The sequence below is a fragment of the Alteromonas sp. KUL106 genome, assembly GCF_009811415.1.
GTDB lineage: Bacteria > Pseudomonadota > Gammaproteobacteria > Enterobacterales > Alteromonadaceae > Alteromonas.
This window is the reverse complement of record NZ_BLIG01000050.1, coordinates 73,783-100,093: the sequence shown is the minus strand read 5'-3', so window position 1 is coordinate 100,093 and position 26,311 is coordinate 73,783. Positions and strand designations below refer to the sequence as shown.

Genomic DNA, 26,311 nt, shown 5'->3' with positions numbered 1-26,311 from the left:
TTATTTCTTCTTATTTTCTTTTTCAGTTCACTTCAGTACTTACTGCAACATGCGCTTATTTGTCGCGATAGCGACCAATAGTTCCTTTATTTGTTTAAAATGCGTTCAAATGCGTGTTACAAACTTGTGTTTGCCTCTCGACTCTTGCAATGTGCGGCTGTATACTACCGCGTCTTTTTTTAACCAGTACGTTTGTTTCAGGTTGGCTTTTTGGCACAACTTTGTGTCCTAACTTTGATTGTATAAACGTCGATTAACGACCTCTACCCCGGCGTGATATGCAAATACTGCATGACGGGAGAGGGGATTGAGAACAAAACGCCTGCAAAGGCGTATAGTTGAGGTAACATAATGCAAGTTTCAGTCGAGACGACCCAGGGTTTAGAACGCCGTCTTACTATCACCGTTCCATCTGATACGGTTGATTCAGCAGTTAAGTCACGTCTACAGCAGTTGGCAAAAACACAACGCATCAACGGCTTCCGTCCAGGTAAAGTTCCTGTAAGCGTAATCAAAAAGCGTTTCGGCCAAGCAGTTCGCCAAGAAGTTGCTGGCGATGTTATGCAGCAAAACTTTTACCAAGCAGTGATCCAAGAAAAAATTCAGCCTGCTGGTATGCCGAAGTTTGAACTGACCAAAGATGAAGACGGTCAGGATCTAGAATTCACAGCATCTTTCGAAGTATACCCAGAAGTAGAAGTAAAAGGTGTTAGCGATATCGAAATCGAAAAGCCAGTAGTAGAGATTACTGACGAAGATTTAGATAACATGATGGAAACGCTTCAGAAGCAGCACGCAACTTGGAAAGAAGTTAAGCGTAAAGCGAAGAAAGATGACAAAGTAATTATTGATTTTGTTGGTTCTATCGACGGTGAAGAGTTCGAAGGCGGTAAAGCAGAAGATTTCGCACTAGAGCTTGGTAAAGAGCGCATGATCCCAGGTTTCGAAAAGCCACTTGTTGGCGCGAAAGCGGGTGAAGAAGTGACTATTGAAGTAACGTTCCCAGAAGACTACCACGCTGAAAACCTAAAAGGTAAAGACGCAGTTTTCAAAACGACAGTTAAGAAAGTAGAAGGTCTTGACCTTCCAAAAGTTGACGAAGAGTTTGCTAAACTGTTTGGTGTCGAAGAAGGTGGTGTTGACGCGCTTAAAGCAGAAGTTCGCAAGAACATGCAGCGTGAGTTGAACCAAACGCTTAAAGCGCAAGTTAAAGAAGATGTTATCGCTAAGCTTGTAAAAGCTAACGAGATTGAAATTCCTCAAGCGCTAATCGATCAAGAAGTTAACGCACTTCGCGAGCAAGCTAAACAACGCTTTAGCCAACAAGGTGGCGGTCAGAATCTTCCAGACCTACCTGCTGAGTTATTTACTGATAACGCCAAGCGTCGCGTATCAATCGGCCTTCTACTTGGCGAAGTGATCAAGCAGAACGAACTTAAAGCCGACGAAGCTAAAGTAAACGAGATGATCGAAACTGCGGCTTCAGCGTATGAAGACCCACAAGAAGTTATTGATTACTACAACAATAACCAAGAGCTTATGCAGCAAATGCAAAACGTTGCGCTTGAAGAGCAAGCTATTGAGTGGGTTCTTGAGCAAGCAAAAGTTACTGAAGTAACTAAAGCTTTTGACGAGGTTATGAACAAACAGGCGTAATTTTTTACTGTCTGATTGACAATACTTGTCAGCAACTGCTTAAATGCTCGGAACCTTCCGAGCATTTTTGTTTTTAACGCTAGATAATCAAGGTAGCTATGACTAATACCCCGTTTGACCCAATGAATGCACTTATTCCTATGGTTGTTGAGCAAACCTCTAAAGGTGAGCGCTCATACGACATCTATTCTCGCCTATTAAAAGAAAACGTTATTTTCTTGGTAGGACAAGTTGAAGATCACATGGCCAACCTCATCGTTGCTCAAATGTTGTTCTTAGAAGCTGAAAATCCAGAGAAAGATATTTTCTTGTACATCAATTCACCAGGCGGTTCCGTTACTGCAGGTATGGCAATTTATGACACGATGCGATTCATAAAACCTGACGTGAGTACTGTATGTATGGGGCAAGCTGCCAGTATGGGCGCATTTCTTCTATCTGCAGGTGCGAAAGGGAAGCGTTATTGTCTACCCAATTCACGTGTTATGATTCACCAACCACTGGGTGGTTTCCAAGGGCAGGCGTCTGATTTTGAAATACATGCAAAAGAAATTCTGTCTATCAAAGAGAAATTAAATCGTCTGATGGCAGACCACACCGGTCAAGACTATGAAAAAGTCGCGCGCGATACAGATCGCGATAACTTTTTAAGCGCAACTGAGGCTAAAGAATACGGCCTTGTTGACCAAGTTTTAGCAAATCGATCTGACGTAGCCGGAACTAAGTAGTATAGTTATAGTAGACCCGAGTCAGTGCGAAGCACGTTTTGGTTTTCGGCTCGGGTAAGGCAGAGGCAAAAGTAATGAGTGATAAGCAAAGCGGTGACGGTGATAACAAGCTACTGTACTGTTCGTTTTGTGGCAAAAGCCAACACGAAGTAAGAAAGTTAATAGCAGGCCCGTCGGTATTCATTTGCGACGAGTGTGTTGAGTTATGTAACGATATCATTCGCGAAGAAATAAAGGAAATCGCGCCAAAGCAAAAGCAGGACGCTTTACCTAAACCAAGTGAAATTCATGCTCATCTTGACGATTATGTTATCGGGCAGGAACATGCAAAGAAGGTATTGTCAGTAGCGGTCTATAACCACTACAAGCGTTTGCGCAACGGTGACGTTCATGATGGCGTTGAGTTAGGCAAGAGTAATATTTTGCTTATCGGCCCTACAGGTAGTGGTAAAACGTTACTCGCTGAGACGCTAGCTCGTCTTCTTGACGTGCCATTTACCATGGCTGACGCAACCACGCTTACTGAAGCTGGCTACGTGGGTGAAGACGTAGAAAATATCATCCAGAAGCTTCTTCAAAAGTGTGATTATGATGTCGAAAAAGCGCAGCGCGGTATCGTTTACATAGACGAAATCGATAAGATTTCTCGCAAATCAGACAACCCATCAATCACTCGTGATGTATCGGGTGAAGGTGTTCAGCAAGCACTGCTTAAGTTGATCGAGGGCACGGTAGCGTCTGTACCACCGCAAGGTGGGCGCAAGCATCCGCAACAAGAGTTTCTGCAAGTTGACACTTCTAAGATTCTATTTATCTGTGGTGGTGCGTTTGCAGGTCTTGATAAAGTTATTGAGCAGCGTGCACAAAAAGATACCGGTATCGGATTTGGCGCCACTGTGAAGTCTAAAGACAACAGCAAGCAAATTAGCGAACTGTTCAAGCAAGTTGAGCCAGAAGACCTAGTGAAGTACGGTTTGATACCAGAATTCATTGGTCGTTTACCGGTTGTAACCAGCCTTGAGGAGTTGAACGAAGAAGCGCTGATTCAAATTCTACGTGAGCCTAAGAATGCAATTACCAAGCAATACGGTGCGCTGTTTTCGATGGAAGATGTCGAGCTTGAGTTCCGTGACGATGCCTTAAACGCGATTGCGAAAAAGGCTATGGATCGCAAAACCGGTGCACGTGGCCTTCGCTCTATCGTTGAGGCAGTACTGCTTGATACCATGTACGACCTACCATCAATGGATGATGTGAGTAAAGTGGTCATTGACGAGACGGTTATTCGTGGCGAGTCTAAGCCTATTTTGATTTACGACAGTAATGAAAAGAAAGCAGTCTCTGAGTAACAGGCTACGTTAGTAAACATGTTTAAAAAGGTCCTTCGGGACCTTTTTAACGTCTATTGGTTTATTTTTTAGGCACAAAGTCTTATACCAGTCTGCATAGATAATTACCCACTCAGCGAGACTTAAAATGTTCGTAATCGCGGCGTGATACCGCGGGGGGAGTGGTTCTATATCAAGGTGACACAACAAAGAGTACGGACATTTTAAACTTGCCAGCGCCTTCTGAGTGAGCAATTTTCTATGCGGATTGGTATTACGGTAAATTGAGTGTTTGGATGATATTTAATCGTTTAAAGTCGTCCTATCTATCCTTTCTGCTAGATTTTCCAGTTAAGTGTTGCCTTAAACGAAAAAATCGATAATGGTTATAGTATAGGTCAACAGGCCCTAGAGCAGGGAAAGTAAGAAAAGGGATTAACACACTTTAATAAGTTTCGATTGAACTTTGCTCTTGCATCCCCATATAAAAATGACATTTCAAATAAATTGAGAACAAGTATGACAGTTGAGCGTGAAAATCGCATTGAAATTCCTGTGCTTGCCTTGCGGGACGTGGTCGTTTACCCGCATATGGTCATACCCCTATTCGTTGGGCGTGAGAAATCTATCCGTTGCCTTGAAGCGGCAATGGAGAATGACAAACAAATCTTCTTAGTAGCACAAAAAGATGCAGGTGTTGATGAGCCTGAATCAGGCGATATCTACAATGTGGGTACTATTGCGACTATTCTGCAGCTTCTAAAACTACCTGACGGTACAGTAAAAGTACTTGTAGAAGGAAGTGTCCGCGGTGAAATAGAGAGCTACAAGCAATCAGAGCCTTTCTTTGTGGCCAACGTAGGCAAGTTAGACGACGAAGGCATTGATGAAAACGAGCAAGAAGTCCTTATTCGCTCTGCCGTTTCTCAGTTTGAAGGTTACGTCAAACTTAACAAAAAAATACCACCAGAAGTGCTTACATCGCTCAACGGTATAGAGGACGCAGCGCGTTTGGCTGATACGATGGCCGCTCACATGCCGCTTAAGCTTACTGAAAAGCAAAAAGTGCTAGAGATGCAGGGCGTAAATGAACGTCTTGAGTATCTGATGGCGTTAATGGAAGGTGAGATTGATTTGCTGCAGGTCGAAAAGAAAATTCGCACCCGCGTTAAAAAGCAAATGGAAAAGAGTCAGCGCGAATACTATTTGAATGAGCAAATGAAGGCCATTCAGAAAGAGTTAGGCGAACTAGATGACGCACCTGATGAATTCGAGGCACTGTCTAAAAAGATTGCCGACGCTAAAATGCCAAAAGAAGCGGAAGACAAAGCGAAAGCTGAACTTCAAAAGCTTAAGATGATGTCTCCGATGTCGGCAGAAGCCACAGTGCTTCGAAGCTATATCGAGTGGCTGACCAACGTTCCGTGGAATAAGCGTTCGCCGGTCAAGAAAGACCTCTCCCGAGCAGAGAGCGTGCTTAACGAAGATCATTACGGTCTTGAAAAAGTAAAAGAACGCATTCTTGAGTACCTCGCGGTTCAACAGCGTGTTAAAAAGCTCAAAGGCCCTATTTTGTGCCTTGTTGGTCCTCCTGGTGTGGGTAAAACCTCGCTAGGTCAGTCAATAGCTAAAGCGACAGGCCGTAAATATGTACGTATGGCGCTAGGTGGCGTGCGAGATGAAGCAGAGATCCGTGGTCACCGTCGTACTTACATTGGGTCTTTGCCAGGCAAACTCGTGCAAAAAATGGCAAAAGTCGGCGTTAAAAACCCACTTTTCTTGCTAGATGAAATCGATAAGATGTCATCAGATATGCGAGGTGACCCTGCATCCGCGCTTCTTGAGGTACTCGACCCAGAGCAAAACAACAGCTTCAGTGATCACTATCTAGAAGTCGATTACGACTTATCTGACGTAATGTTTGTTGCGACCTCTAATAGCATGAATATTCCGGGCCCACTGCTCGACCGTATGGAAGTTATTCGCCTATCTGGCTACACAGAAGATGAAAAACTCAACATTGCGAAGAACCATTTAATTGGTAAGCAAATGGAGCGTAATGGGCTTAAAGCAAAAGAGCTTGAAATTACCGACTCTGCGGTTATTGGTATGATTCGCTATTATACCCGTGAAGCCGGGGTTCGAAGCTTAGAGCGCGAAGTGTCGAAAGTATGCCGTAAAGCTGTAAAAGATATACTGCTTAAGAAGAGCAAAGATAAAGTAGTCGTCACACAAGATAACCTTAAAGATTATCTTGGCGTTCAACGCTTTGACTACGGTAAAGCAGACAAAGACAATCAAATTGGTCAAGTAACCGGCTTAGCTTGGACTCAAGTTGGCGGTGATTTATTGACCATTGAGACGACGTCGGTACCGGGTAAAGGTAAGATGACATCCACTGGCTCCCTCGGTGATGTTATGCAGGAGTCGATTAAAGCTGCGATGACGGTAGTCAGAAGTCGCGCTGAAAAGCTTCGCATTAACAGCGATTTTTACGAAAAACGCGACATTCACGTTCATGTACCTGAAGGTGCGACACCGAAAGATGGCCCGAGTGCAGGTATCGCGATGTGTACGGCTTTAGTTTCGTCATTAACAGGAAACCCGGTCAAATGCGATGTTGCAATGACAGGGGAAATTACATTGCGCGGTGAAGTATTAGCCATTGGTGGTCTCAAAGAAAAGCTACTTGCAGCGCATCGTGGTGGCATTAAAACCGTGGTTATACCTAAAGAAAATGAACGCGATTTGGAAGAAATTCCAGATAACGTTAAGAAGGATTTATCAATTCACCCCGTCAAGTGGATTGATGAGGTCCTCGATATTGCGCTTCAAGAGCCGGTCGAGAGCTTTGAAGTGGTTAAAAAATAACAGGCCGTGGTGGCTGTAATCCTTTAATTTTAAAGGCGTACAGCCATATTTTTTCGATAAAACTGCAATAATTGCTTAAAAATTGAGCGTTGACGAAAAGAAAAGTCTATTTTTTTAAAATTAGGGCTTTCAAGTCTCAAAAGTTGTGTTACCTTAAAGTGGTATTCGCTTGAAGCCTTGCCACAAAAGGGATTGCAGCGATTCATTAATAAAGTTAATTAATTGTGACAGAAGCTTGATGTTAACAAGCAAGCTTGCTATAACGTCCATTCAAAATCGTTTTGGACAAACAGTATAATAACAATCGAAGGGGATCATAATTGTGAACAAGTCTCAACTTATCGACCAAATCGCTGCTGGTGCAGACATTTCTAAAGCAGCTGCTGGCCGCGCTCTTGACGCTTTCACTGACTCAGTAACTGCGGCACTTAAAGACGGCGACCAAGTAGCACTAGTAGGCTTTGGTACTTTCTCAGTTCGCGAACGTTCAGCTCGCAGTGGCCGCAACCCACAAACTGGTGAGACTATTCAGATTTCAGCAGCGAAAGTTCCATCTTTCAAAGCTGGTAAAGCACTGAAAGACGCTTGTAACTAAGCACAAAATTAAAAAAAAAGGCGATGGCTAGTCCATCGCCTTTTTTATTTGTAGGCGATAGAATTCAATATTGGGGTCAAAGTCGTGACCCTGTCCTCAATATTTAAGAACAGAAAGAACCCCGAGGGCGAACCGCGTTTTACGCTAATCATCGCCGTGCCGTCACAAAATAAAAGGCGTTAGAATAAGTGTGTTTTAGCGTTTATATTCGGTGGCATTGGGGTATAATCAGCGCTTATTTTACCTTGCGTTCACCAGCTTGTGATGGGGCGAGGTAACGGTAGTAAGCAACGGAGTTGAAGAACAATCATGCTAGAAAGAATCAGAGAAGGTTCTCAAGGCCCTTGGGCGATGGCAATTATTGCGCTTATCGTTTTAAGTTTCGTATTCGCAGGCGTAGGTAGTTACCTCACGTCATCTGGTACTACTGCGGTAGCTACGGTCAATGGCGAAGAGATTTCGGCACAAGAACTAGAACGTGCATATCAAAATCAGCGTGCACAAATGGAATCACAATATGGCGAGAGCATTGCTCAGCTTTTCTCCAGTGAACAGTATCTCGCAGATTTCAGAAGAAACGTTTTGGATAGGCTGATTGCTGAGAAACTTATTCAGCAACAGGCTTCAGATATGGGCTTGCGCGTAAGTGACGAGCAAATTCGTGAAACCATAGTTGAAATGCCAGAGTTTCAGTTTGGTGGCCAGTTTGATAATGAACGTTTCCAAGCTATTCTTCGTCAAAATGGTTTCCAAGTAGCAGATTTTCGTGATTATTTACGTGTTCAAATGACGCAAAATCAGTTGGCGGCTGCGCTAACAAATTCATCCTTTGCCCTTGATGGCGAAGTGCAGCAAGCGAATGCACTGCAGCGTCAAACTCGTAACGCAAAATACGTGTTGATCAGTGCTGATGAATTTGCAGGTTCTGTTGAAGTCACTGATGCAGATGTTGAAGCGTTCTATAACAATAATATCGCGTCTTTTGATACAGAAGAGAAGGTCAAGCTAGCTTATATAAAATTAAGCGTTGAAGACTTAAAAGCGCGTGTTTCTGTCGATGATGCGGCAGTTCGTACTTATTACGACAATAATATTTCGAGTTACGGCACCGAAGAAGAGCGCCGTGTGTCTCATATTCTTATTGAGTCAGGAGACGACGTCGATGGTGCGAGAGAAAAAGCGGAATCGTTAAAAGCAGAATTGGATTCGGGAGCTGATTTCGCGGCACTTGCGAAAGAGAACTCTGACGATACATTTTCTGCTGAAAATGGTGGTGACTTAGACTTCATAACGCCAGAAATGATGGACCCTGCGTTCAACGACGCTGCGTTTGCTCTAGCGAATGTTGGTGACATATCTGATGTTGTTGAAACCGAATTCGGCTTTCACATTATTAAGCTGACAGACATTAAAGAAGCACAAGTTAAGTCATACGATGAAGTGGCCAGCGATATTCGCGATTCGCTTCTTTATGACGCGGCAATGGAAAAGTACTTTGAACTTCAAAATACGCTTGCTGAAATTGCGTTCGAAGTTCCGGATACACTAGAAGATGCCGCTAACGCGGTAGACCTACCCGTTCAAGAGTCTGTACTTTTCAGCCGAAACACTGCGCCTGCTGAATTAAGTTTACCGGGTTTACTCGATACCGCTTTCTCTTCAGAGTTAGTTGAAGAAGGTCTTAATAGCGATATCATTGAACTGGATGACGAAACGGTTGTTGTTGCACGCGTTATTGAGCATCAACCACAGCGCACTCAGTCATTAGATGAGGTTCGCGAAGGAATTGAAGCATCAGTAAAAGCGGAAAAAGCGAAAGAAGCAGCAGAAGCATGGGCCTTTGACATTGCTCAAAAAGTACGTGCCGAAGAAAGCGTTGAAGGCGAGCTAGCTGAAAAATCTGTAGCTTGGCAAACGGCTGCAGCGGTGCCAAGATCAGGTGGCACGCTGGCACGTGCGTTGGTTGACACGCTTTTCTCACTAGGCCTTGAAGGTGAAGATAAGGTTGACGTAGCAACAACAGTTAATGGCGACGTTGCAGTTGTGATGCTAGAAGGCGTAAATGCTGCACCTGAACTTGAAGCTGAGCTAGGTGAAAGCCTTAGACAGCGTCTTGCTCAAGTGCAAGGTCAACGCGTTTATCAGCAATATATCGACGCGCTTCGCGCAAATGCTGACGTGACTATTTCACAGACATTATAAGCACAGCTGCAAAAAAGCTGTCGCTGCGACTAGCAGCAGCATTAGTAAGAACTAAAAAGCCAGCCTCTTTGATAGACGCTGGCTTTTTTCATTCAACTGAGTGTCTTATTGTTTATATGAGACGTTTTATACCAATCCGCATAGATCATTACCCACTCAGCGAGAGTTAAAATGTTCGTAATCGCGGCGTGTTACCGCAGGTATAGTGGTTCTACATCAAGGTGACACAACAAAGAGTACGGACATTTTAAACTCGCCAGCGCCTTCTGAGTGGGCAAATATCTATGCGGATTGGTATTAGTTCGTTAAGAACAGCATTAGTGTATAAAATGCCGCAATGACACCAGACAACACGAATATATAAAGAAACCCTTGTTTGCCCTGTTCCAGAGTGTATTTATTGGCTTGTAAATAGCCAAACCAGAGTAGTGACAAAATAAGAGGTATTAAAACAATGATTTTTAACACAGCAATGCCTTTATGTAAGTTATGTTCTAGTTATAACAACGCGCGTTGATTTAGACAAATCTTAACGAGCCAGTCCTAGTCGCTATAGCAACCATTGTCGCCTTCCTTGTTGTCATCCTTTAACATTTTTAGCTTCAGGTTACTTTGTCCGCTGTCATGGCATTGTCGTAAATCTGTTATTAGCGTGTCACTTTACATTTGTGTAATAGACCCATATTTCATAAAGGTTTTTTATGCATGTCAATCCAGCCTTTACCTGTAGCGCCAGCTCGCAGTATTCATTTTGCCGAAGTACTAATGGCAAGAGCGTCGATTACCCCAAAGGACGCTGGTTGCCAAAGTTACCTCATGTACAAGCTCGAAAAACTTGGTTTTTCCTGTGAAAAGCACACGATTAATGGTGTGAGTAACCTCGTCGCTAGGTGGGGGCAGGGCCCGAATCACTTTGCATTTTGCGGCCACACTGACGTTGTGCCCCCAGGCCCCCTTGATAAGTGGAAGTCACCGCCTTTTAGCCCTGTAATTAGCCAAAATAAACTATATGGGCGTGGTGCTGCTGATATGAAAACAGGTATCGCCGCCATGCTCGCGGCAACAGAGCGCACCACTGATTCTCTAGATGGCAGTAAAGTTTCTTTCTGGTGGCTAATCACCAGTGATGAAGAAGGAGAAGCTGAATGGGGCTCTAAATGGATAGCTGAATATTTAGCATCTAAAAGTGTTAAGCTTGACATGTGCCTAGTAGGTGAACCTTCTGCATCTGCGACAACCGGCGAACCTTCTGCATCTGCGACAACCGGCGATACTATCAAGATTGGCCGCAGGGGCTCACTTTCAGGCACTATTCATATTACAGGAAAGCAAGGTCATGTGGCCTACCCCAAGACAGCAGTGAATGCTATTCATAAAGCGAGTAACGTGATTAACGCGTTAACACAGCACCCGTTTGATAAGGGGAGTGATGATTTTCCTGGCACTACGCTTCAAATAACACACGTGGAAACGGGAAGCTTCACCGATAACATAGTGCCTAGTGCCGTTCGTGTAGAGTTTAATGTTAGATATTCGTGGCAGTTTGACCAAAAAGGTTTGTCAACATTGCTAAGCAGTATTATCAATAGCGTTGATCCAGAAGCCCAAGTGAGCTTTTCAAGACCCTGTGAAACTTACTTAAGCAAACCCAAGAGTAATGCAGAATACTGCCTAATTGCCTGTGTAGAAAAGGCGATAAGAGGCGCCACAGGTCGTTATCCTGTGGTCAGCACATCTGGTGGTACTTCAGATGGACGCTTTTTTGCAAGTGAGCACACACAAGTGGTTGAAGTAGGTGTGCCAAATACCACCATTCATCAAATAAACGAGCATATTCATGTGTCTGACTTACTTACCCTTGAAGATATCTATACCGATATTCTCAAATGTGTTGGCGGCCGATGATAACTTCTGATATTTCCATTTGATCGGAAAGAAGCAGATTAGAAAAAAGAAGATTGGAAAGCACTAGCGTTGAAGAAAGGAGCGTTAATCAGACGCTCCCTCTTGCTTAGGCTGTGGCTTTAAGCTGAATGTCGGTTAAATAGCGTTTGCGCTTCTTCTCGGTAAGGCTTTGCATATCAACCACTACCAGACCATCAATACAATCGTTAAAGTCAGGGTCGACATTGAAACCAAGGAACGCAACACCGCCATCTTTAGCCACTTCGGAATATTGCTTATACAGCGCAGGCACGTTAACGCCCATGTTAGCCAGTAGATGTTTTAACTGCGTAAATTCGGCCTTATAGTCGTTACCTGTGAACTGATGCAAGGCATCGTTCGTCATTTGATAAGGACGCTTACAAGTCGCTTCGCCAAACTTGGCAGGAAAATAGGTAGAATAGAATTGTACCAATAAATCTTTAGCGGGTTCAGGATAGGCGTTACTGAGTGACACCGCACCGAAAAGATAGCGATACTTTGGATAGCGGCTTAAAAATGCCCCAATACCAAACCACAAGTAATCTAAGCTGCGTTTTCCCCAGTAGCGAGGCTGTACAAAGCTTCGTCCTAGCTCTAAGCCTTCTTTAAAGAGTTTGTCGTTGTTCTTGCCGTAATTAAATAACGTGGCAGAGTAGAGCCCGGTAGGGTGGTCTTGCGCTGTCAGAAGTTCCGCATCACCAAAACGATAGGCGCCAACGATTTCTAGATCGCTGTCATCCCACAGCACCAAGTGATAATAATAGGTGTCGTATTGGTCAATGTCTCTGCGCTTATTCGTGCCTTCGCCCACCGCGCGAAACGCCACTTCACGCAAGCGGCCAATCTCTCGCATGATCGGTGAGCAGCTTTTGTGTTGGTATAGGTAAATAGACTTTCCATCACCCGTCTCACCTAAATGCTCACATTCTCGCATAGCGCGGGCCAGTTCTTTTCTGTCTTCTGGCATGGCAATGGAAGCCTGTGTTTCAAATACGCCTTTTTTGTTGCTGCCAATGCGATATAAGTGGCGCTTAAACAGCTTTACCTGCTCTTTTAGCGGTATGTTAGTTTGCTGGTACGCTTCAAATGGAATAAGTTCGCCAATGCGCATAGGCAAATGCTTCTTACGCTGTTTGAACATTTCCTTGACGAGCAGGGCGGTAGCTAGGGGTTTGTATATCATGGAGACGCCGTAGAAAAGCGGGCTGTTTTTAGCATCAATATAAACCGGTAATATCGGTGCTTTTGCCTGCCGTGCAATCCGTAGAAAACCTGTGTGCCATCTGGTGTCACGAACACCTTGTGGGCGTAATCGAGAGACTTCGCCTGCGGGAAAAATAAGTATGGCGCCGTCGCTGTTAAGGTGTTTTTGAATTGCCGATAAATGCTGTTTTGGGGTGCCTCCCTGCATATTGTTTACAGGTAGAAGCATATCGTGAAGCGGTTCAATGGCCATAAGCATTTCATTGGCGACCACTTTCAAGTCGTGACGTACTTCACTAACCAGCTTAACAAGCGCAAGGGCATCAAGAGAGCCAATAGGGTGGTTCGCAATAATCACTACTCTGCCTTCACTCGGAATGCGTTCTTTTTCTACATCGCGAGTTGAGTAGCTGACATTGAAATATTCCAGTACCTGCTCTACGAAATCGATGTCCTCGTAGTGGGGATAGGTTTCACCAAATTCGGTAATTTCACGTTCGTGGAGAAGGTGTCTTAATACGAAAGACAGCGATTTGAACAAAATAGGGTTGTTCGCGACTTGAGGATAATGCTTGTTCAGTACGTCGTTTACAGTAAACATAGAACCTGTTTCTCTTTCGGTTGTTGGCGAACAATAGCAGGACAATATGACGCTTTTTACACAGTTTAATGGCAGTTATTTGACAGTGTTAAAATGTTGTAACTAAGGCCTTTTGACCTTCGATGTACAGTAGAACCGACAGGCCATAGTCTTTATAGATGGGTCTGAAATAAACGGTCCGCTTGTCGAATCGAAGAAGTCAGGGGCCGTTAAAGCCCCTTTTGTCCAATGATATTATGCTGCTTTTGAGCGAGAGGTTTTGGTGGTAATTGGAGTTACGGTGGCTGACTCTAATGAATCAAGATAGTGAATAAGGGATAAGTTACCGTTCATATCTTCTGACAGTGCACTGCAGTTTTCTATCCAGTCCCCATCATTAATGTAGTGAATGCCGTTTTCAACGCTGCTTTCAGGGTGATGAATATGACCACACACTACACCATCAAGCCCCATTTCATCGGCGCGCTTACAGCATGCTTCTCGGTAGCGGGCGATAGCTTCATTCGCGCCCTTAATGTGCTTTTTAATATAGCCCGCAAGTGACCAGTATTCTCGCTTGCGCCAGGCCCGTAGACGATTGAACTCACGATTTAGAAAGAGCAATAGGTCGTAACCTTTATCGCCAATCCACGCATGGAATTTGCCCATGGTCACATCGCCATCGAACTGATCACCATGTAACACTAAGTAACGTTTCCCTAGCGCCGTGGTGTGCACCAGCTCCCGCTCTATTTCTATATCACCGAAGGCCATACCCGAATAAGACTGAATTGGCTCGTCATGGTTGCCCGGTAAGTACACCACACGTGTGCCGTCTTGGCTCATTTGCATGAATCTATGCATGACTTGATTATGCGCCTTTGGCCAGCGAAATTGCTTGGTCATTTGCCACATATCAACAATGTCACCCACCAGATATAAAGTGTCTACTGTGATGCTATCTAAGAAGGAAAGTAAGTATTCGGCTTTGCAGTCGCGATTCCCCAAATGGATATCTGACAGCCAAAGCGTACGATAGTGTGTCTTTTTCATAGCGTTTTCCCAAAGCAATGCCTCGGAATGTCACTATAGGTTTGCAAATTGACACTACCGTGACGCTTGCTTGACCATTGTGTTACACATAATTAAAGCCCCAGTTTTTTTGTCACTTCTATTAGCTTCTCTCGCATCCAAACATTCACTAAATCCTCATCGGCATTTTTATGCCAGTACATGTGTACGGGGAGTGGCGGTACCTCAAACGGAAGGGGCAAGATTTCAATATCGAATTTATTACTGAATTGTTGGGCGAATCGCGCCGGCATGGTCAGTAAGAGATCGCACTGACTCACCACATTAACAGCGGCAAAGTAGTGCTCACATTGTAAGGATATTTTTCGATGCAAATTGTGTTGAGCAAGGGCGAGATCTACGGTGTCTAACTTTGAATCTTTCAATGATACAAGGGCATGCTGCGCACTTGAGTAGTTTTCAATACTTGGGTTGTCTAGGTAGCTATTTGTTGGCGCGCATACCACCACAAAGGTTTCTTCGCAGATAAATTGTGAACGTATCTCACTGCTGGTGGGAACGAGAGCATCAATAACAATATCGATTTCTTTGTTGGTAAGTGCAGGCGCAAGTTCGGGCCAGGTTACCTGTCTACTATTTACCGTGATATTGGGGGTGTTTTGAACAAGTTCAGGAATTAAGGTTGGAAAAAATATAGATTCTAGAATATCGCGGAGTCCAACGTTAACCGTGCGTGCTTTATCACCTATGTCGAACTCCACCTTGCCTTTTAACGTATTCTCAAGGGTTTCAATTGATGTCACGACCGATGTAATGATGCCTTGACAGAACGGCGTAGGGACCACCTGTCGTCCATGGCGCGTGAATAACGGGTCATCAAATTTGTCTCTAAGCCGACCTAGCGCGTGACTTACCGCAGGCTGAGTAATATGCAGTGCATTGGCGGCTTTAGTAATGCTGCCGTGTTCATAGACCGCACGTAGCACCACGAATAAATTAAAATCTATTTTTCCATGCATGGTATTTATGGAATCACATAATAAGTCATCATTTTTATTTATTGTTAAACAGAGTACACTGGCTCAAATGTTAATAAAAGGTTTCTTTAATAGAAGGCTTCTTTTGTAAAAGGCGTGTGCATGCAGGCATCTGTACTTACCGAGGTACTGTTACCTCTCGCTTTGGCATTTGTAATGCTTGGCATGGGGTTGACCCTAACCCTTGCCGATTTTGCTCGATTGATTAAGGCGCCCAGAGCAGTAATAACAGGCTTCATAGGCCAAATTATCCTGTTACCTTTGTTGGCCTTAGGTTTATGTACTGCTTTTGGGGTGCCAGATTATATAGCCGTGGGTATTATGGTTTTGGCAGCATGCCCCGGCGGCACTACCAGTAATTTAATAAGCCACATTGCAAAAGCCAATCTTGCCCTTTCAGTTAGCTTAACCGCAATTTCAACCATTGCCTGCGTGTTTACTACACCCTTTATTATTCAATTTGCCATTAACTACTTTGTAAAAGAAAACGCGCCTGAGTTTTCGATTATCCAAACAGTGATAGGGCTAGTGGGCATATCAATATTACCGGTAGTAATAGGTATGACTATCCGACACTTTAATTGTGCTTTCGCTATCAAAACAGAGAACTTTTTTCGTCAATTTTCGATGTACTTTATGTTGCTCATGATTATTGGTGTGCTTGTTTCAGAAAGAGATAGTTTAGCGACATCTTTTGAAAGTGCTTTTCTAATTTGTTTAGCGTTGAACCTTTTATCAGTATTGTTAGGGCTGGCGCTCGCCAAGATCTCTGCATTGGCATTTAAAGACTCGCTTACCCTCGCCATTGAAATAGGCGTACAAAACGCGGCACTTGCCATGCTCATATGTATCACCTTTTTACAAGCGCCTGACTACGCCATAGCTCCTGGTGTCTACGGTATAGCAATGTACATAGGCCCAGCATTATTAGCTGTGTGGGCAAAACGCAAAATGCGAAGTGGGCTTGAACCCATAGCATTGCAAAAAATTTGACATCAGCGTCCTTAATTCTATGACGCAACGAACTAATAAAAAATAAGAAAAATAGAGTTAGAGCAATGACACAAGAACAAGTAGGAAACATATGATGCGCATATTGATTACTGGTGGTGCAACCGGATTAGGCCAGGCCATTGCCCTGAAATGGGCGGAAAAATGGAGTAACAAAGATAAAAGTATAGATATTTGCATTGCCGATATTAACCAAGAGAGAGGAAATGAAACGGTAGATATGCTTTCTGCACAAGGTGCAAGTGCGTTTTATGTTCACTGCGATATAACCTTTGACAATGAAGTTAAAGCCCTCGCGCAAACTATCGAAACTCGTTGGGGCGGCGTTGACTATGTGTTTAATAACGCTGGAGTCGCTACGGGCGGCAGTCTTTTAGACGAGACTATTGAGCAGTGGCAATGGGTATTCGATATCAACGTGTTAGGTATGGTGAGAGTCAGTCGCGCACTTTTACCTCTCATGCGCGAGCAAGGCGGTGGCTATTTCATCAATGTCGCCTCACAAGCAGGGCTGACGCCTATTCCTTATATGGGCAGTTATAACGCGGTTAAAGCAGCAGTGGTCTCGTTTTCTGAAACCATGAAGTTGGAATTAGCACCTGATAATATTGACGTTAGTGTGGTATGCCCTAGCTTCTTTAAAACGAATTTAGATGAGTCGATGCGTAGCAGCAACCCCGCATCACACAAGATGCTCAATAAGTTCTTTGCAAAAGCAGACATGTCAAAAGAAGACGTGGCCGAGTCGATTTATCAACAAGTTGGTAAAAAGCAGTTTCTTATCCTTACTCACAAGTTGGGTAAGCGCGCTTTCCTGTTAAAAAAACTGCTACCCACCCAGCGTTACATCACTAATATGATTAATCAAACGAAGACGATGAAACGTGTAATGGAAAAGCAGGGTTAGGTGCAACGGAAAAAAGCCCATCTATTTTTGCCGCCAAACTATCTATAACTGACTGTTAATGTGCACATGAGCAATCACAAATCGAAAGCAGAAGCGTCGTTGAACCAAAGATTGTAAGTAAAGGTTTTGAGTAGGTATTTTAAGTAGGCACTTTGGATAGGCCCTTGAAATAGAATTAAAAGAAGAATGAGATATGCAACAACAGGTAGTAGATAAAGCCGACAGCGTGCGAGAGGGCGAAGAGCTAGACATCAGCGCAGTGCATAATTGGCTCAAGGAAAATATAAGTCCCTCGAGTCCATCAGTGGCAGCCGCTATACGGAGTAGTGATAGTTTGCCTAGTGTCACCCAGTATTCTGGTGGCGCTTCTAACTGGACCTACTGTTTGGACTATCAAGGCAGTCAACAAGACCATAGTGGGCGAACGTCAATAATTTTGCGCAGGGCACCGGCAGGTACTAAGGCAAAAGGGGCGCACGACATGGGGCGGGAATATCGATTACAGCATGCGTTGAAGCCCGTTTATCGCTACGTACCAGAGATGCTTGGGCTTTGTGAAGACGAGAACGTTATTGGCACCGAGTTTTACGTAATGGAGAAGTTTACCGGTGTTATACCGCGTAAGAACTTACCTAAAGGCTTAAACACCACTGAGCAGCAAACCAAGCAACTTTGTACCAATGTGCTTGATAGTTTAATTGAACTTCACAAGGTTGATTATAAAAAAGCGGGGCTTGAACACTTAGGGAAAGGTGCTGGGTACATTGAGCGGCAAATTAGTGGATGGAGTGAGCGCTATAGCAAAGCAAAAACCTGGAATGTCCCCTCGGGTAAAAAAATTATGCGCTGGCTAGAGAACAATATGCCTGCCAAAGAACGCATATGTATTACGCACAATGACTTCAGGTTCGACAACGTGGTGTTAAAGCCTGATAACTATACCCAAATTATCGGCGTTCTGGATTGGGAGTTAGCTACGTTGGGTGACCCGCTTATGGACTTAGGCAACTCCTTGGCGTATTGGGTGCAAGCTGATGATGATTTTTTAGCACAATCTACTCGTCGTCAGCCTACTCACTTATCCGGTATGCTAACCCGAAAGCAGGTGGTTGCATACTACTGCAAAGAGATGGAGATAGATGTCGATGACTTTACTTTTTACGAAGTGTATGGACTTTTCCGTCTAGCCGGTATTGCCCAGCAAATCTACTATCGCTATCACCACAAGCAAACTAATAACCCAGCATTCAAAAACTTTTGGATCTTCATTCATTACTTAATGTGGCGTTGTAATAAGGCCATCAAAGCATCAGGAAAACGATAATGACAACAAGACGCAATATTCTGATCACAGGCGCAAGTTCGGGCCTAGGCAAAGGCATGGCCATCGAGTTTGCCAAACAGGGCTGTAACTTAGCGCTATGCGCAAGGCGCTTTGAGAACTTAGAAAAACTAAAAGAAGAACTGCTTTCAATTAACCCAAACATTGACGTCTATATTCGCTCGCTTGACGTAAATGACCACGATGCGGTGTTTGAGGTGTTCGACGCCTTTAAGGCCGACATGGGAACCCTTGATAGAGTTATTGTTAATGCAGGCATGGGGAAGGGAGCCTCAATTGGTACGGGATATTTCCACGCCAATAAGCAAACGGCGGTAACTAACTTTGTGTCGGCATTGGCGCAATGTGAAGCTGCTATGGCTATTTTTAGAGCGCAAAATAGCGGTCATCTAGTAACGATTTCATCTATAAGCGCTGTGCGCGGGTTTAGACGTGCTATGACCGTTTACGCGGCAACAAAGGCAGGTCTTACGTCAATGACCGAAGGGATTCGTATGGACGTGATGAATACGCCGATCAAAGTGACTTGTATACACCCTGGCTTTATTCGCAGTGAAATAAACGAAAAAGTCGAGAAAGTACCATTTATTGTGGATACTGATGTAGGCTGTCGAGCGATGGTGAATGCGATAAACAAAGAAAAAGCGAATGCATTTGTACCAGGTTGGCCTTGGGCAATTCTGCACTGGATCATGCGTATCGCACCGGCTAGCTCAATAAGAAAAATGAGTTGAGTGAGTAATGCATAGGTAATTACTTTTGCGGACTGGGATAATAAACAGACACAAAAAAAGCGCCGGGAGGCGCTTTTTTAACTACTAATCGTAAAGATTAACCTAGTGCTTTGATTTGTGCAGCTAGACGGCTCTTATGACGAGCAGCTTTGTTCTTGTGAATCAAGCCTTTAGTTGCCATTCTGTCAAGTACTGGAGTAGCAGCAGAAAGTGCAGCTTGTGCCGCTTCTTTGTCACCGCTAGCAATTGCAGCGATAACTTTCTTGATGCTTGTACGTGTCATTGAACGACGGCTAGCGTTGTGCTGGCGACGCTTTTCGGCTTGGATTGCACGCTTCTTAGCAGACTTAATGTTAGCCAAGGTGTAACTCCCAAAATAAATTCATGTCAAAAACGAGGGTGCGGATTGTGCCTACCAAACGCCCAAATGTCAAACGATTTAAAACTTTAATCGTTTCGCGATAAAACGCGCAAGCTATTGAACACAAAGCATGCTCAACACGTTGCACATTCTTTGCGACATCTTTCTTACAGCAAAGCCTTATGTGGCTTGTATAACAGCCTTTAGCGACTTAAAGAAAAATCATTAACGATACTCAATAAATTGAGGAGCCTTAATGACATTTCCCTGCGAACATCAGAGCGGAAAGCTAAACGAAATCATAGCATCCCATATCGGGCGCGGATTATAGCAAGAAACCAAGTAAAGATGCACAACTTATTTTGAAGAAATCGTTTCGCCTACCAAAGCCTTTCGCTATGATGGCTTGCTGAAAACATAACATTGGCTTCGTTGATATGTTCACCTCGTAATTGGGAGGCTGCATTATCAAACGCATCTGAGCATTGTTTTATGAATCGGGCTTTTTTAAAAAGCCGAATTTTTACCTTCTCAACTGGAAATGTGACGTGTCACGGAAGTTAATAAAATCAGGTCTTATAGTTAGCGTTATGACCTTGGTCTCTCGCGTGTTGGGGTTGGTACGAGATGTGGTCGTCGCTCGATTGATGGGGGATGGCGCTGCCGCCGACGTGTTTTTTTTCGCAAACAAAATCCCTAATTTTCTGCGCCGCTTATTTGCAGAGGGAGCGTTTGCTCAAGCTTTTATTCCTGTTTTGACGGAAGTTCACGAAAATGACGATAAAAAGCAACTTCGGGAATTTGTCGCCAAAGTAAGCGGCACGCTGGGAGCCATCGTTTTTGTTGTTTCCATTATTGGGGTGATCGCTTCACCTGTGCTTGCTGCACTTTTTGGTACAGGATGGTTTATCGCGTGGCTAGAGGGCGATGAAGCCGGCGATAAATTTGTGCTCGCCTCAACGATGCTAAAAATTACTTTTCCTTATTTGGCGTTTATTTCACTGACGGGGCTCTCAGGCGCAATTCTCAATACCCTAAATAAATTCGCCGTAGCGGCCTTTACCCCCGTATTGCTCAATGTTTGCATTATTGCCTGTGCAATCTACCTATCACCCATGTTAACAGAGCCTGCCTATGCATTGGCATGGGGCGTGTTTATTGGCGGTATAGTACAGTTTGTATTCCAACTCCCTTTTCTTTTTCGGGCAGGACTATTGGTTAAGCCAAAGTGGGGGTGGCACGATGAAAACGTCGTGAAAGTACGCACGCTTATGATCCCAGCGTTGTTTGGCGTGTCGGTAGGGCAAATAAACCTATTATTTGACACCTTTATCGCGAGTTTTCTGGTTACCGGCTCCATAAGCTGGCTCTATTATTCTGATAGGCTGCTTGAATTTCCTTTAGGGCTTTTTGGCATTGCTATCGCTACCGTTATCCTTCCGACCTTGTCGCGAAATCACGTAAGTAACAACCCTAAAGCGTTCGCCGCAAACATCGACTGGGCGTTTCGCATGGTGTGTTTACTAGGCATACCCGCGGCTGTGGGCCTAGGCGTAATGGCGCGCCCCATTTTAACGGTTATTTTCCAGCGTGGCGCGTTTACCGCTGAAACGGCCATCATGGCGTCATATTCATTAACCGCTTACTCGTTCGGCCTTATCAGTTTTATGCTCGTGAAAATCTTAGCGCCTGGCTTCTATTCGAGACAAGACACAAAAACACCGGTTAAATTTGGTATTTGGTGCATGGTCGCCAATATGGCGTTCAACCTCGTGCTGGCTATTCCGTTTGGTTATGTGGGGTTGGCGGTAGCTACTAGCATGTCAGCCACACTCAATGCTGCTTTGCTTTACATAACATTGCACCGTCAAGGTGTCTTCGCGCTAAGTCGTACCTCAGTACTGTTTATCGCACGTGTATTGATTGCCAGTGGTGCCATGGGCGGGCTAATTTATTATCGAGATATGGGGCTATCCTTCTTTGATTTGTCACTTTCAGCCCAAATGTTAGAGGTTGGGGTAACTATTGCGCTCTCGATTACACTGTTTATGGCCACTATGGTCATCTTGGGTATGCGACCTAGACACTTTAGAAGTGGCGGAGGTTGACGTTACCCTGTGCCTTACCGTCATGGATTAGGCCGCATAGCAGTATAAGTAATAATCAATGAAAACAAGTTTCTAATACTTGTGAAGCTGCGCGGTAAGTATGGCTTGTGCCCTTGGTATTGTGCTCGGGGTCGGCTATAATCGCGAGCCTCGAATTTCTAGCAGTAAAAAGGTAGTGGCTAACAGTGGAATTTATCCGCGGGCTAAACAATGTAAAACCGCACCATAAAGGGTGCGTGCTCACTATTGGCAAGTTCGACGGCGTACACCGTGGTCATCAGGCTGTGCTGGCTAATGTGCTTGAAAAGGCGAAGTCCCTATCACTTCCTGCCACCGTTATGGTGTTTGAGCCTCAGCCAGAAGAAGTCTTTATGCCCGAAAAGGCGCCAGCGCGCATAAGTCCGCTTCGTGAAAAATACGAGTTGCTGCGACAGCAAGGGGTGGACAGATTACTCGCGGTAAGATTTAACCCGGAATTTGCAAAACAAAGTGCGGATACTTTTGTGCACGACTTGCTCGTTGATAAACTCGGCGTAAAGTTTTTAGTTGTGGGTGATGACTTTCGCTTCGGCAATGGCCGAGAAGGCGACTTCCAAATGTTGCAAGCGGCAGGTGAACAATATGGCTTTGACGTGGTAAGTACCCACAGCTTCACCATGCACGCTCATCGCATAAGTTCAACGGCTGTGCGCGATGCACTTGCCGATAGTGACTTTGGGCTTGCGACTGAAATGCTCGGTCGCCCTTTTGCAATACATGGCCGAGTGGTTCACGGCGAGAAGAAAGGCCGCACGATTGGTTTCCCTACAGCCAACGTCATGTTGAAACGCCAAAAAACGCCTATTCACGGTGTGTTTGCTGTTCGCGTGGACGTTGATGGTAAGCACTTTAGTGGTGTAGCAAATATTGGAACACGCCCGACGCTCAATGGAGTGAGAAATCAGCTGGAAGTTCATATTTTCGATTTGTCATCAGACTTGTATGGGAAGCCAATTACGGTGTTCCCGATGGCAAAAATCAGAGATGAAATTAAATTCGCTTCTTTTGAAGCATTAAAAGACCAAATTCAAGCAGATGCAGCACAAGCTCGTCTGTTATTAGCATAGATGATCGTGATAAAGTCGCAGTGAATAACTGCGCGTATTCGTTTTTTTGATCGCTTTTATTAAGCGTACTCAAAAAACCTTTATTTTATCACTGCGCTAAAAATCGAATTAGTTCTCGCATGAGCGAGAATAACAACATATCGCAAAATGAATATCGCCTTCACAATGCTTTAGTGCATTGGGTGAAAATTAAGGTAACCGGATAATACAATTTTATGAGTGATTACAAATCCACACTGAACCTACCAGACACTGCGTTTCCGATGCGCGGTAACCTTGCTCAGCGCGAGCCGAAAATGCTTAAAGACTGGCAGGAAAAAGGGGTATATACAAAAATTCGTGAAGCAAAGAAAGGCAAAAAGCCCTTTATTCTTCACGATGGACCTCCTTATGCGAATGGCGATATTCACATTGGTCACGCGGTTAATAAAATTCTCAAAGACATTATCGTAAAGTCGAAAAACCTTTCTGACTTCGATTCTCCTTATGTTCCAGGCTGGGATTGTCACGGTCTTCCGATTGAATTGATGGTAGAAAAGAAAGTCGGCAAGCCAGGTAACAAGGTAACAGCGGCTGTGTTTCGTCAAAAATGTCGCGAATATGCACAAAAACAAATTGACGGCCAGATGGCTGATTTCAAACGTCTAGGCGTGTTCGGTGAATGGGATAACCCATACAAAACCATGGATTTCAAATCTGAAGCCGACATCATTCGCGCACTGAGTAAAATTGTTGACTCTGGTCACCTTGAAAAAGGTTTTAAGCCGGTACACTGGTGTACAGATTGCGGATCTGCGCTTGCTGAGGCGGAAGTTGAATACAAAGACAAAGTGTCACCTGCTATCGATGTAAAATTCCCGGTGGCTGATGTCGCAGCTATTGCAGCAGCATTTGGCGTGTCTGAAGGCGACTTAACCACACACAAAGCAGGCGTTGTCATTTGGACCACCACACCGTGGACACTGCCGGCCAACCGTGCGATCAGCTTACACCCAGAGCTTACCTATGCGATTGTTGAAGTTCAGCCATCAAATGAATGGCTAGTGGTAGCGCAGGATCTGCTAGAAAGCTGTATGAACCGTTACGGCGTAGAAGACTTCCGAGAGGTAGCAACGTGTACCGGTGCTGCGCTTGATAAGCTTAAAGTGAGTCACCCATTCTTAGACCTAGAAGTGCCGCTAATTCTTGGCGAACACGTTACTACTGAATCTGGTACGGGGTGTGTTCACACAGCGCCAGCCCACGGTGTAGACGATTTCAATGTCGGTAAGCAGTACGACATCGAAGTGTATAACCCGGTAGGTAATAATGGCGTGTATCTTGAAAATACACCGTTATTTGCAGGCCAGTTTGTATTTAAAGCTAACGATGAAATTATCGAAACGGTGAAAGAGAAAGGCAATCTTGTCTTAAACGTAAAATACGAGCACAGCTACCCACACTGCTGGCGCCACAAAACGCCAATCATTTTCCGCGCTACGCCTCAGTGGTTTGTAAGCATGGATAAAAAAGGCCTTCGCGCTGAATCACTTGAACAAATCAAGCAAACTAAATGGATCCCTGATTGGGGTCAAAACCGCATTGAAAAAATGGTGGAAGGTCGTCCAGACTGGTGTATCTCACGTCAACGTACGTGGGGTGTGCCAATTCCATTATATGTGCACAAGCTTACCGGTGAAATTCACCCAGAGTCTGCGGCATTAATGGAAAAAGTGGCACTGGAAGTTGAAGCTAAAGGTATTCAAGCGTGGTGGGATCTCGACGATGCGGCACTGCTTGGTAGCGAATTAGACAACTACGAAAAAGTAACCGATACGCTAGATGTATGGTTTGACTCAGGCGTGACGCACTACTTTGTTGTAGATCGTCGTGACGACATCCCTGCCTCTGCCGATTTATATCTTGAAGGTTCTGACCAGCATCGCGGTTGGTTTATGTCTTCGCTTATTTCATCGACTGCCATGCACGGTCACGCACCTTACAAAGAAGTACTAACACACGGCTTCACGGTAGATGCCCACGGCAGAAAAATGTCCAAGTCGGTAGGCAACGTTGTGGCGCCTCAGGAAGTCACCAACAAGTTAGGTGCAGATATCCTTCGCCTGTGGGTTGCATCGACGGATTATCGCGGTGAAATTGCGGTATCGGATGAAATCTTAAAACGTGCTGCCGATGGCTATCGCCGCGTACGTAACACCGCACGCTTCTTGCTGGCTAACCTTAATGGTTTCGCTGTTGAAGATGCGGTTGCAGAAGACGACATGGTCGCGCTAGATCGCTGGATTGTTGCACGTGCCAAGGCACTTCAAGAAGAGCTTATTGAAGCGTATGACAACTACGACTTGCTAGTAGTGTCACAGAAGCTCACGCACTTCTGCTCGATTGAACTGGGTTCCTTCTATTTAGACGTCATTAAAGATCGTCAATATACAGCTAAAGCAGATGGCTTGGCTCGTCGTTCATGCCAAACGGCGATGTACCACATCATTGAAGCCTTGGTTCGTTGGATGGCGCCCATCACCAGCTTTACTGCTCAAGAGATCTGGGAAACCCTACCGGGTGAGCGCAGTGAGTTTGTATTTACTGAGACTTGGTATGAGGGCTTCAATAACTTTTCGCAAAGCGACACGTTTAACGATGCCTTATGGCATCAGGTGCTAAGCGTGAAAGATGCTGCAAACCAAGCGATGGAGCAGGCGCGTAAAGATGGCCAGCTAGGTGGTTCATTAGAAGCCAGTATTTCGCTTTATGCTACCGAGTCTTTGTACAACGTACTCGCTAAGCTAGAAGACGAGTTACGTTTCGTGCTAATTACCTCAGGCGTATCGCTAACGAAAGTTGACAGTGCGCCATCTGATGCAAAAGCTACGGACATTGACGGCCTATGGCTTAGTGTGAGTAAAGCAAGTGGTGAAAAATGTGTTCGCTGCTGGCATCACCGTGAAGATGTAGGCTCACACGAAGGTCACGAGGAGCTTTGTGGTCGCTGTGTAACAAATATTGACGGTGATGGAGAAGAGCGCCACTATGCTTAAGCTCTTTCGCGAGACCGGTTTGCGTTTTTTATGGATAAGCGCAATTGCGTTTATCCTTGATCAATGGAGTAAGTATACGGTCATCGACAGCATGTCACTGTATCAATCAATACAGATATTGCCGTTTTTTAATTTCACGTATGTTCATAACTACGGCGCCGCATTTAGCTTTCTAGAGAATGCGGGTGGATGGCAGCGTTGGTTCTTTACCACCATTGCTGTCGTAGTTAGCGTGGTTATTCTATGGTGGCTGAAGCAGTCGCCTCGCTCTCAAAAAATGCTGCCGGTGGCCTTTGCCTTTATCTTAGGTGGCGCATTAGGTAACGTTTACGACCGTTTGGTACACGGCTATGTCATCGACTTTCTCGATTTCTACGTAAACAATTACCACTGGCCAGCGTTCAATATTGCCGACAGCGCGATATTTATAGGCGCGGCGTTACTGATTATCGACATGTTTAAAAATGGCGATAAAAAGAGTGAAGCAAACGCTGCAGAGACGCGAGCTCGCTCTGCAGATAATAGCGAAACCATAAAGTAGTATTTGGA

General features: G+C 44.7%; 19 protein-coding genes. 15 read left to right on the top strand and 4 right to left on the bottom strand.

What is annotated here, in order from left to right; genetic code table 11:
- Positions 1-351: 351 nt before the first annotated feature.
- From tig to dapE, 7 genes are all read left to right on the top strand, one after another.
- Positions 352-1,656, top strand: coding sequence for a trigger factor (tig, locus tag GVO63_RS17650; RefSeq protein WP_159581582.1), 1,305 nt, complete (start codon positions 352-354; stop codon positions 1,654-1,656).
- Positions 1,657-1,754: 98 nt separating this feature from the next.
- Positions 1,755-2,384: an ATP-dependent Clp endopeptidase proteolytic subunit ClpP gene (gene clpP, locus GVO63_RS17645; protein WP_159581580.1), complete on the top strand. Its 630-nt coding sequence runs from the start codon at positions 1,755-1,757 to the stop codon at positions 2,382-2,384.
- A 74-nt stretch (positions 2,385-2,458) separates the two neighbouring features.
- Entirely contained in the window at positions 2,459-3,733 is a 1,275-nt protein-coding gene (gene clpX / locus GVO63_RS17640; RefSeq protein WP_159495452.1) for an ATP-dependent protease ATP-binding subunit ClpX, read from the top strand.
- Between the two features lie 498 nt (positions 3,734-4,231).
- Entirely contained in the window at positions 4,232-6,583 is a 2,352-nt protein-coding gene (lon, locus tag GVO63_RS17635; RefSeq protein ID WP_159581578.1) for an endopeptidase La, read from the top strand.
- 322 nt (positions 6,584-6,905) lie between these two features.
- Complete coding sequence (hupB, locus tag GVO63_RS17630; RefSeq protein WP_012518978.1) at positions 6,906-7,178, top strand: nucleoid-associated protein HU-beta; 273 nt, start codon at positions 6,906-6,908, stop codon at positions 7,176-7,178.
- A gap of 309 nt (positions 7,179-7,487) precedes the next feature.
- Positions 7,488-9,380 (top strand): SurA N-terminal domain-containing protein, encoded by a 1,893-nt coding sequence (locus GVO63_RS17625; RefSeq protein WP_159581576.1) that lies wholly within the window; start codon positions 7,488-7,490, stop codon positions 9,378-9,380.
- Between the two features lie 705 nt (positions 9,381-10,085).
- Complete coding sequence (dapE, locus tag GVO63_RS17620) at positions 10,086-11,285, top strand: succinyl-diaminopimelate desuccinylase (protein WP_159581574.1); 1,200 nt, start codon at positions 10,086-10,088, stop codon at positions 11,283-11,285.
- 106 nt (positions 11,286-11,391) lie between these two features.
- Here dapE and GVO63_RS17615 read toward each other — a convergent pair whose 3' ends face one another.
- The 3 genes from GVO63_RS17615 to GVO63_RS17605 all read right to left on the bottom strand — a co-directional run bounded on the left by GVO63_RS17615 (position 11,392) and on the right by GVO63_RS17605 (position 15,140).
- Positions 11,392-13,110, bottom strand: a complete 1,719-nt coding sequence (locus GVO63_RS17615; RefSeq protein WP_159581572.1) for a lysophospholipid acyltransferase family protein — start codon at positions 13,108-13,110, stop codon at positions 11,392-11,394.
- Between the two features lie 234 nt (positions 13,111-13,344).
- A complete protein-coding gene (locus tag GVO63_RS17610) occupies positions 13,345-14,142 on the bottom strand; it encodes a UDP-2,3-diacylglucosamine diphosphatase (RefSeq protein WP_159581570.1) in 798 nt (265 codons plus the stop codon).
- Positions 14,143-14,234: 92 nt separating this feature from the next.
- Complete coding sequence (locus GVO63_RS17605; protein ID WP_159581568.1) at positions 14,235-15,140, bottom strand: LysR family transcriptional regulator; 906 nt, start codon at positions 15,138-15,140, stop codon at positions 14,235-14,237.
- 120 nt (positions 15,141-15,260) lie between these two features.
- On the opposite strand from GVO63_RS17605, the gene GVO63_RS17600 reads away from it, so the two are divergent.
- From GVO63_RS17600 to GVO63_RS17585, 4 genes are all read left to right on the top strand, one after another.
- Positions 15,261-16,151, top strand: a complete 891-nt coding sequence (locus tag GVO63_RS17600; RefSeq protein WP_159581566.1) for a bile acid:sodium symporter family protein — start codon at positions 15,261-15,263, stop codon at positions 16,149-16,151.
- A 94-nt stretch (positions 16,152-16,245) separates the two neighbouring features.
- Positions 16,246-17,076, top strand: a complete 831-nt coding sequence (locus tag GVO63_RS17595; RefSeq protein ID WP_159494937.1) for an SDR family oxidoreductase — start codon at positions 16,246-16,248, stop codon at positions 17,074-17,076.
- A gap of 193 nt (positions 17,077-17,269) precedes the next feature.
- Positions 17,270-18,400 (top strand): phosphotransferase family protein, encoded by a 1,131-nt coding sequence (locus GVO63_RS17590; RefSeq protein ID WP_159581564.1) that lies wholly within the window; start codon positions 17,270-17,272, stop codon positions 18,398-18,400.
- Positions 18,400-19,152 (top strand): SDR family oxidoreductase, encoded by a 753-nt coding sequence (locus GVO63_RS17585; RefSeq protein WP_159494923.1) that lies wholly within the window; start codon positions 18,400-18,402, stop codon positions 19,150-19,152. Before GVO63_RS17590 ends, GVO63_RS17585 begins: the two co-directional genes overlap by 1 nt.
- A gap of 97 nt (positions 19,153-19,249) precedes the next feature.
- Here GVO63_RS17585 and rpsT read toward each other — a convergent pair whose 3' ends face one another.
- Complete coding sequence (rpsT, locus tag GVO63_RS17580; RefSeq protein ID WP_012518968.1) at positions 19,250-19,513, bottom strand: 30S ribosomal protein S20; 264 nt, start codon at positions 19,511-19,513, stop codon at positions 19,250-19,252.
- Between the two features lie 548 nt (positions 19,514-20,061).
- Between rpsT and murJ the strand changes: the two genes are divergently transcribed.
- From murJ to lspA, 4 genes are all read left to right on the top strand, one after another.
- On the top strand, positions 20,062-21,621 hold the full coding sequence (gene murJ / locus GVO63_RS17575) for a murein biosynthesis integral membrane protein MurJ (protein WP_159581562.1): 1,560 nt from the start codon (positions 20,062-20,064) through the stop codon (positions 21,619-21,621).
- A 185-nt stretch (positions 21,622-21,806) separates the two neighbouring features.
- On the top strand, positions 21,807-22,727 hold the full coding sequence (gene ribF / locus GVO63_RS17570) for a bifunctional riboflavin kinase/FAD synthetase (protein WP_159494921.1): 921 nt from the start codon (positions 21,807-21,809) through the stop codon (positions 22,725-22,727).
- Between the two features lie 215 nt (positions 22,728-22,942).
- Positions 22,943-25,762 (top strand): isoleucine--tRNA ligase, encoded by a 2,820-nt coding sequence (ileS, locus tag GVO63_RS17565; protein WP_159581560.1) that lies wholly within the window; start codon positions 22,943-22,945, stop codon positions 25,760-25,762.
- Complete coding sequence (gene lspA, locus GVO63_RS17560) at positions 25,755-26,303, top strand: signal peptidase II (protein WP_159581558.1); 549 nt, start codon at positions 25,755-25,757, stop codon at positions 26,301-26,303. Before ileS ends, lspA begins: the two co-directional genes overlap by 8 nt.
- Positions 26,304-26,311: the final 8 nt, after the last annotated feature.

What these genes read in the sequence shown, in the direction of transcription:
- dapE (WP_159581574.1), top strand. Translation starts at nt 10,086, where the DNA reads ATGTCAATCCAGCCTTTACCTGTAGCGCCAGCTCGCAGTATTCATTTT.
- lon (WP_159581578.1), top strand. Translation starts at nt 4,232, where the DNA reads ATGACAGTTGAGCGTGAAAATCGCATTGAAATTCCTGTGCTTGCCTTG.
- GVO63_RS17615 (WP_159581572.1), bottom strand. Translation starts at nt 13,110, where the DNA reads ATGTTTACTGTAAACGACGTACTGAACAAGCATTATCCTCAAGTCGCG.
- clpX (WP_159495452.1), top strand. Translation starts at nt 2,459, where the DNA reads ATGAGTGATAAGCAAAGCGGTGACGGTGATAACAAGCTACTGTACTGT.
- lspA (WP_159581558.1), top strand. Translation starts at nt 25,755, where the DNA reads ATGCTTAAGCTCTTTCGCGAGACCGGTTTGCGTTTTTTATGGATAAGC.
- GVO63_RS17610 (WP_159581570.1), bottom strand. Translation starts at nt 14,142, where the DNA reads ATGAAAAAGACACACTATCGTACGCTTTGGCTGTCAGATATCCATTTG.
- GVO63_RS17585 (WP_159494923.1), top strand. Translation starts at nt 18,400, where the DNA reads ATGACAACAAGACGCAATATTCTGATCACAGGCGCAAGTTCGGGCCTA.
- tig (WP_159581582.1), top strand. Translation starts at nt 352, where the DNA reads ATGCAAGTTTCAGTCGAGACGACCCAGGGTTTAGAACGCCGTCTTACT.
- GVO63_RS17625 (WP_159581576.1), top strand. Translation starts at nt 7,488, where the DNA reads ATGCTAGAAAGAATCAGAGAAGGTTCTCAAGGCCCTTGGGCGATGGCA.
- clpP (WP_159581580.1), top strand. Translation starts at nt 1,755, where the DNA reads ATGACTAATACCCCGTTTGACCCAATGAATGCACTTATTCCTATGGTT.
- GVO63_RS17605 (WP_159581568.1), bottom strand. Translation starts at nt 15,140, where the DNA reads ATGCATGGAAAAATAGATTTTAATTTATTCGTGGTGCTACGTGCGGTC.
- GVO63_RS17590 (WP_159581564.1), top strand. Translation starts at nt 17,270, where the DNA reads ATGCAACAACAGGTAGTAGATAAAGCCGACAGCGTGCGAGAGGGCGAA.
- ileS (WP_159581560.1), top strand. Translation starts at nt 22,943, where the DNA reads ATGAGTGATTACAAATCCACACTGAACCTACCAGACACTGCGTTTCCG.
- GVO63_RS17600 (WP_159581566.1), top strand. Translation starts at nt 15,261, where the DNA reads ATGCAGGCATCTGTACTTACCGAGGTACTGTTACCTCTCGCTTTGGCA.
- GVO63_RS17595 (WP_159494937.1), top strand. Translation starts at nt 16,246, where the DNA reads ATGCGCATATTGATTACTGGTGGTGCAACCGGATTAGGCCAGGCCATT.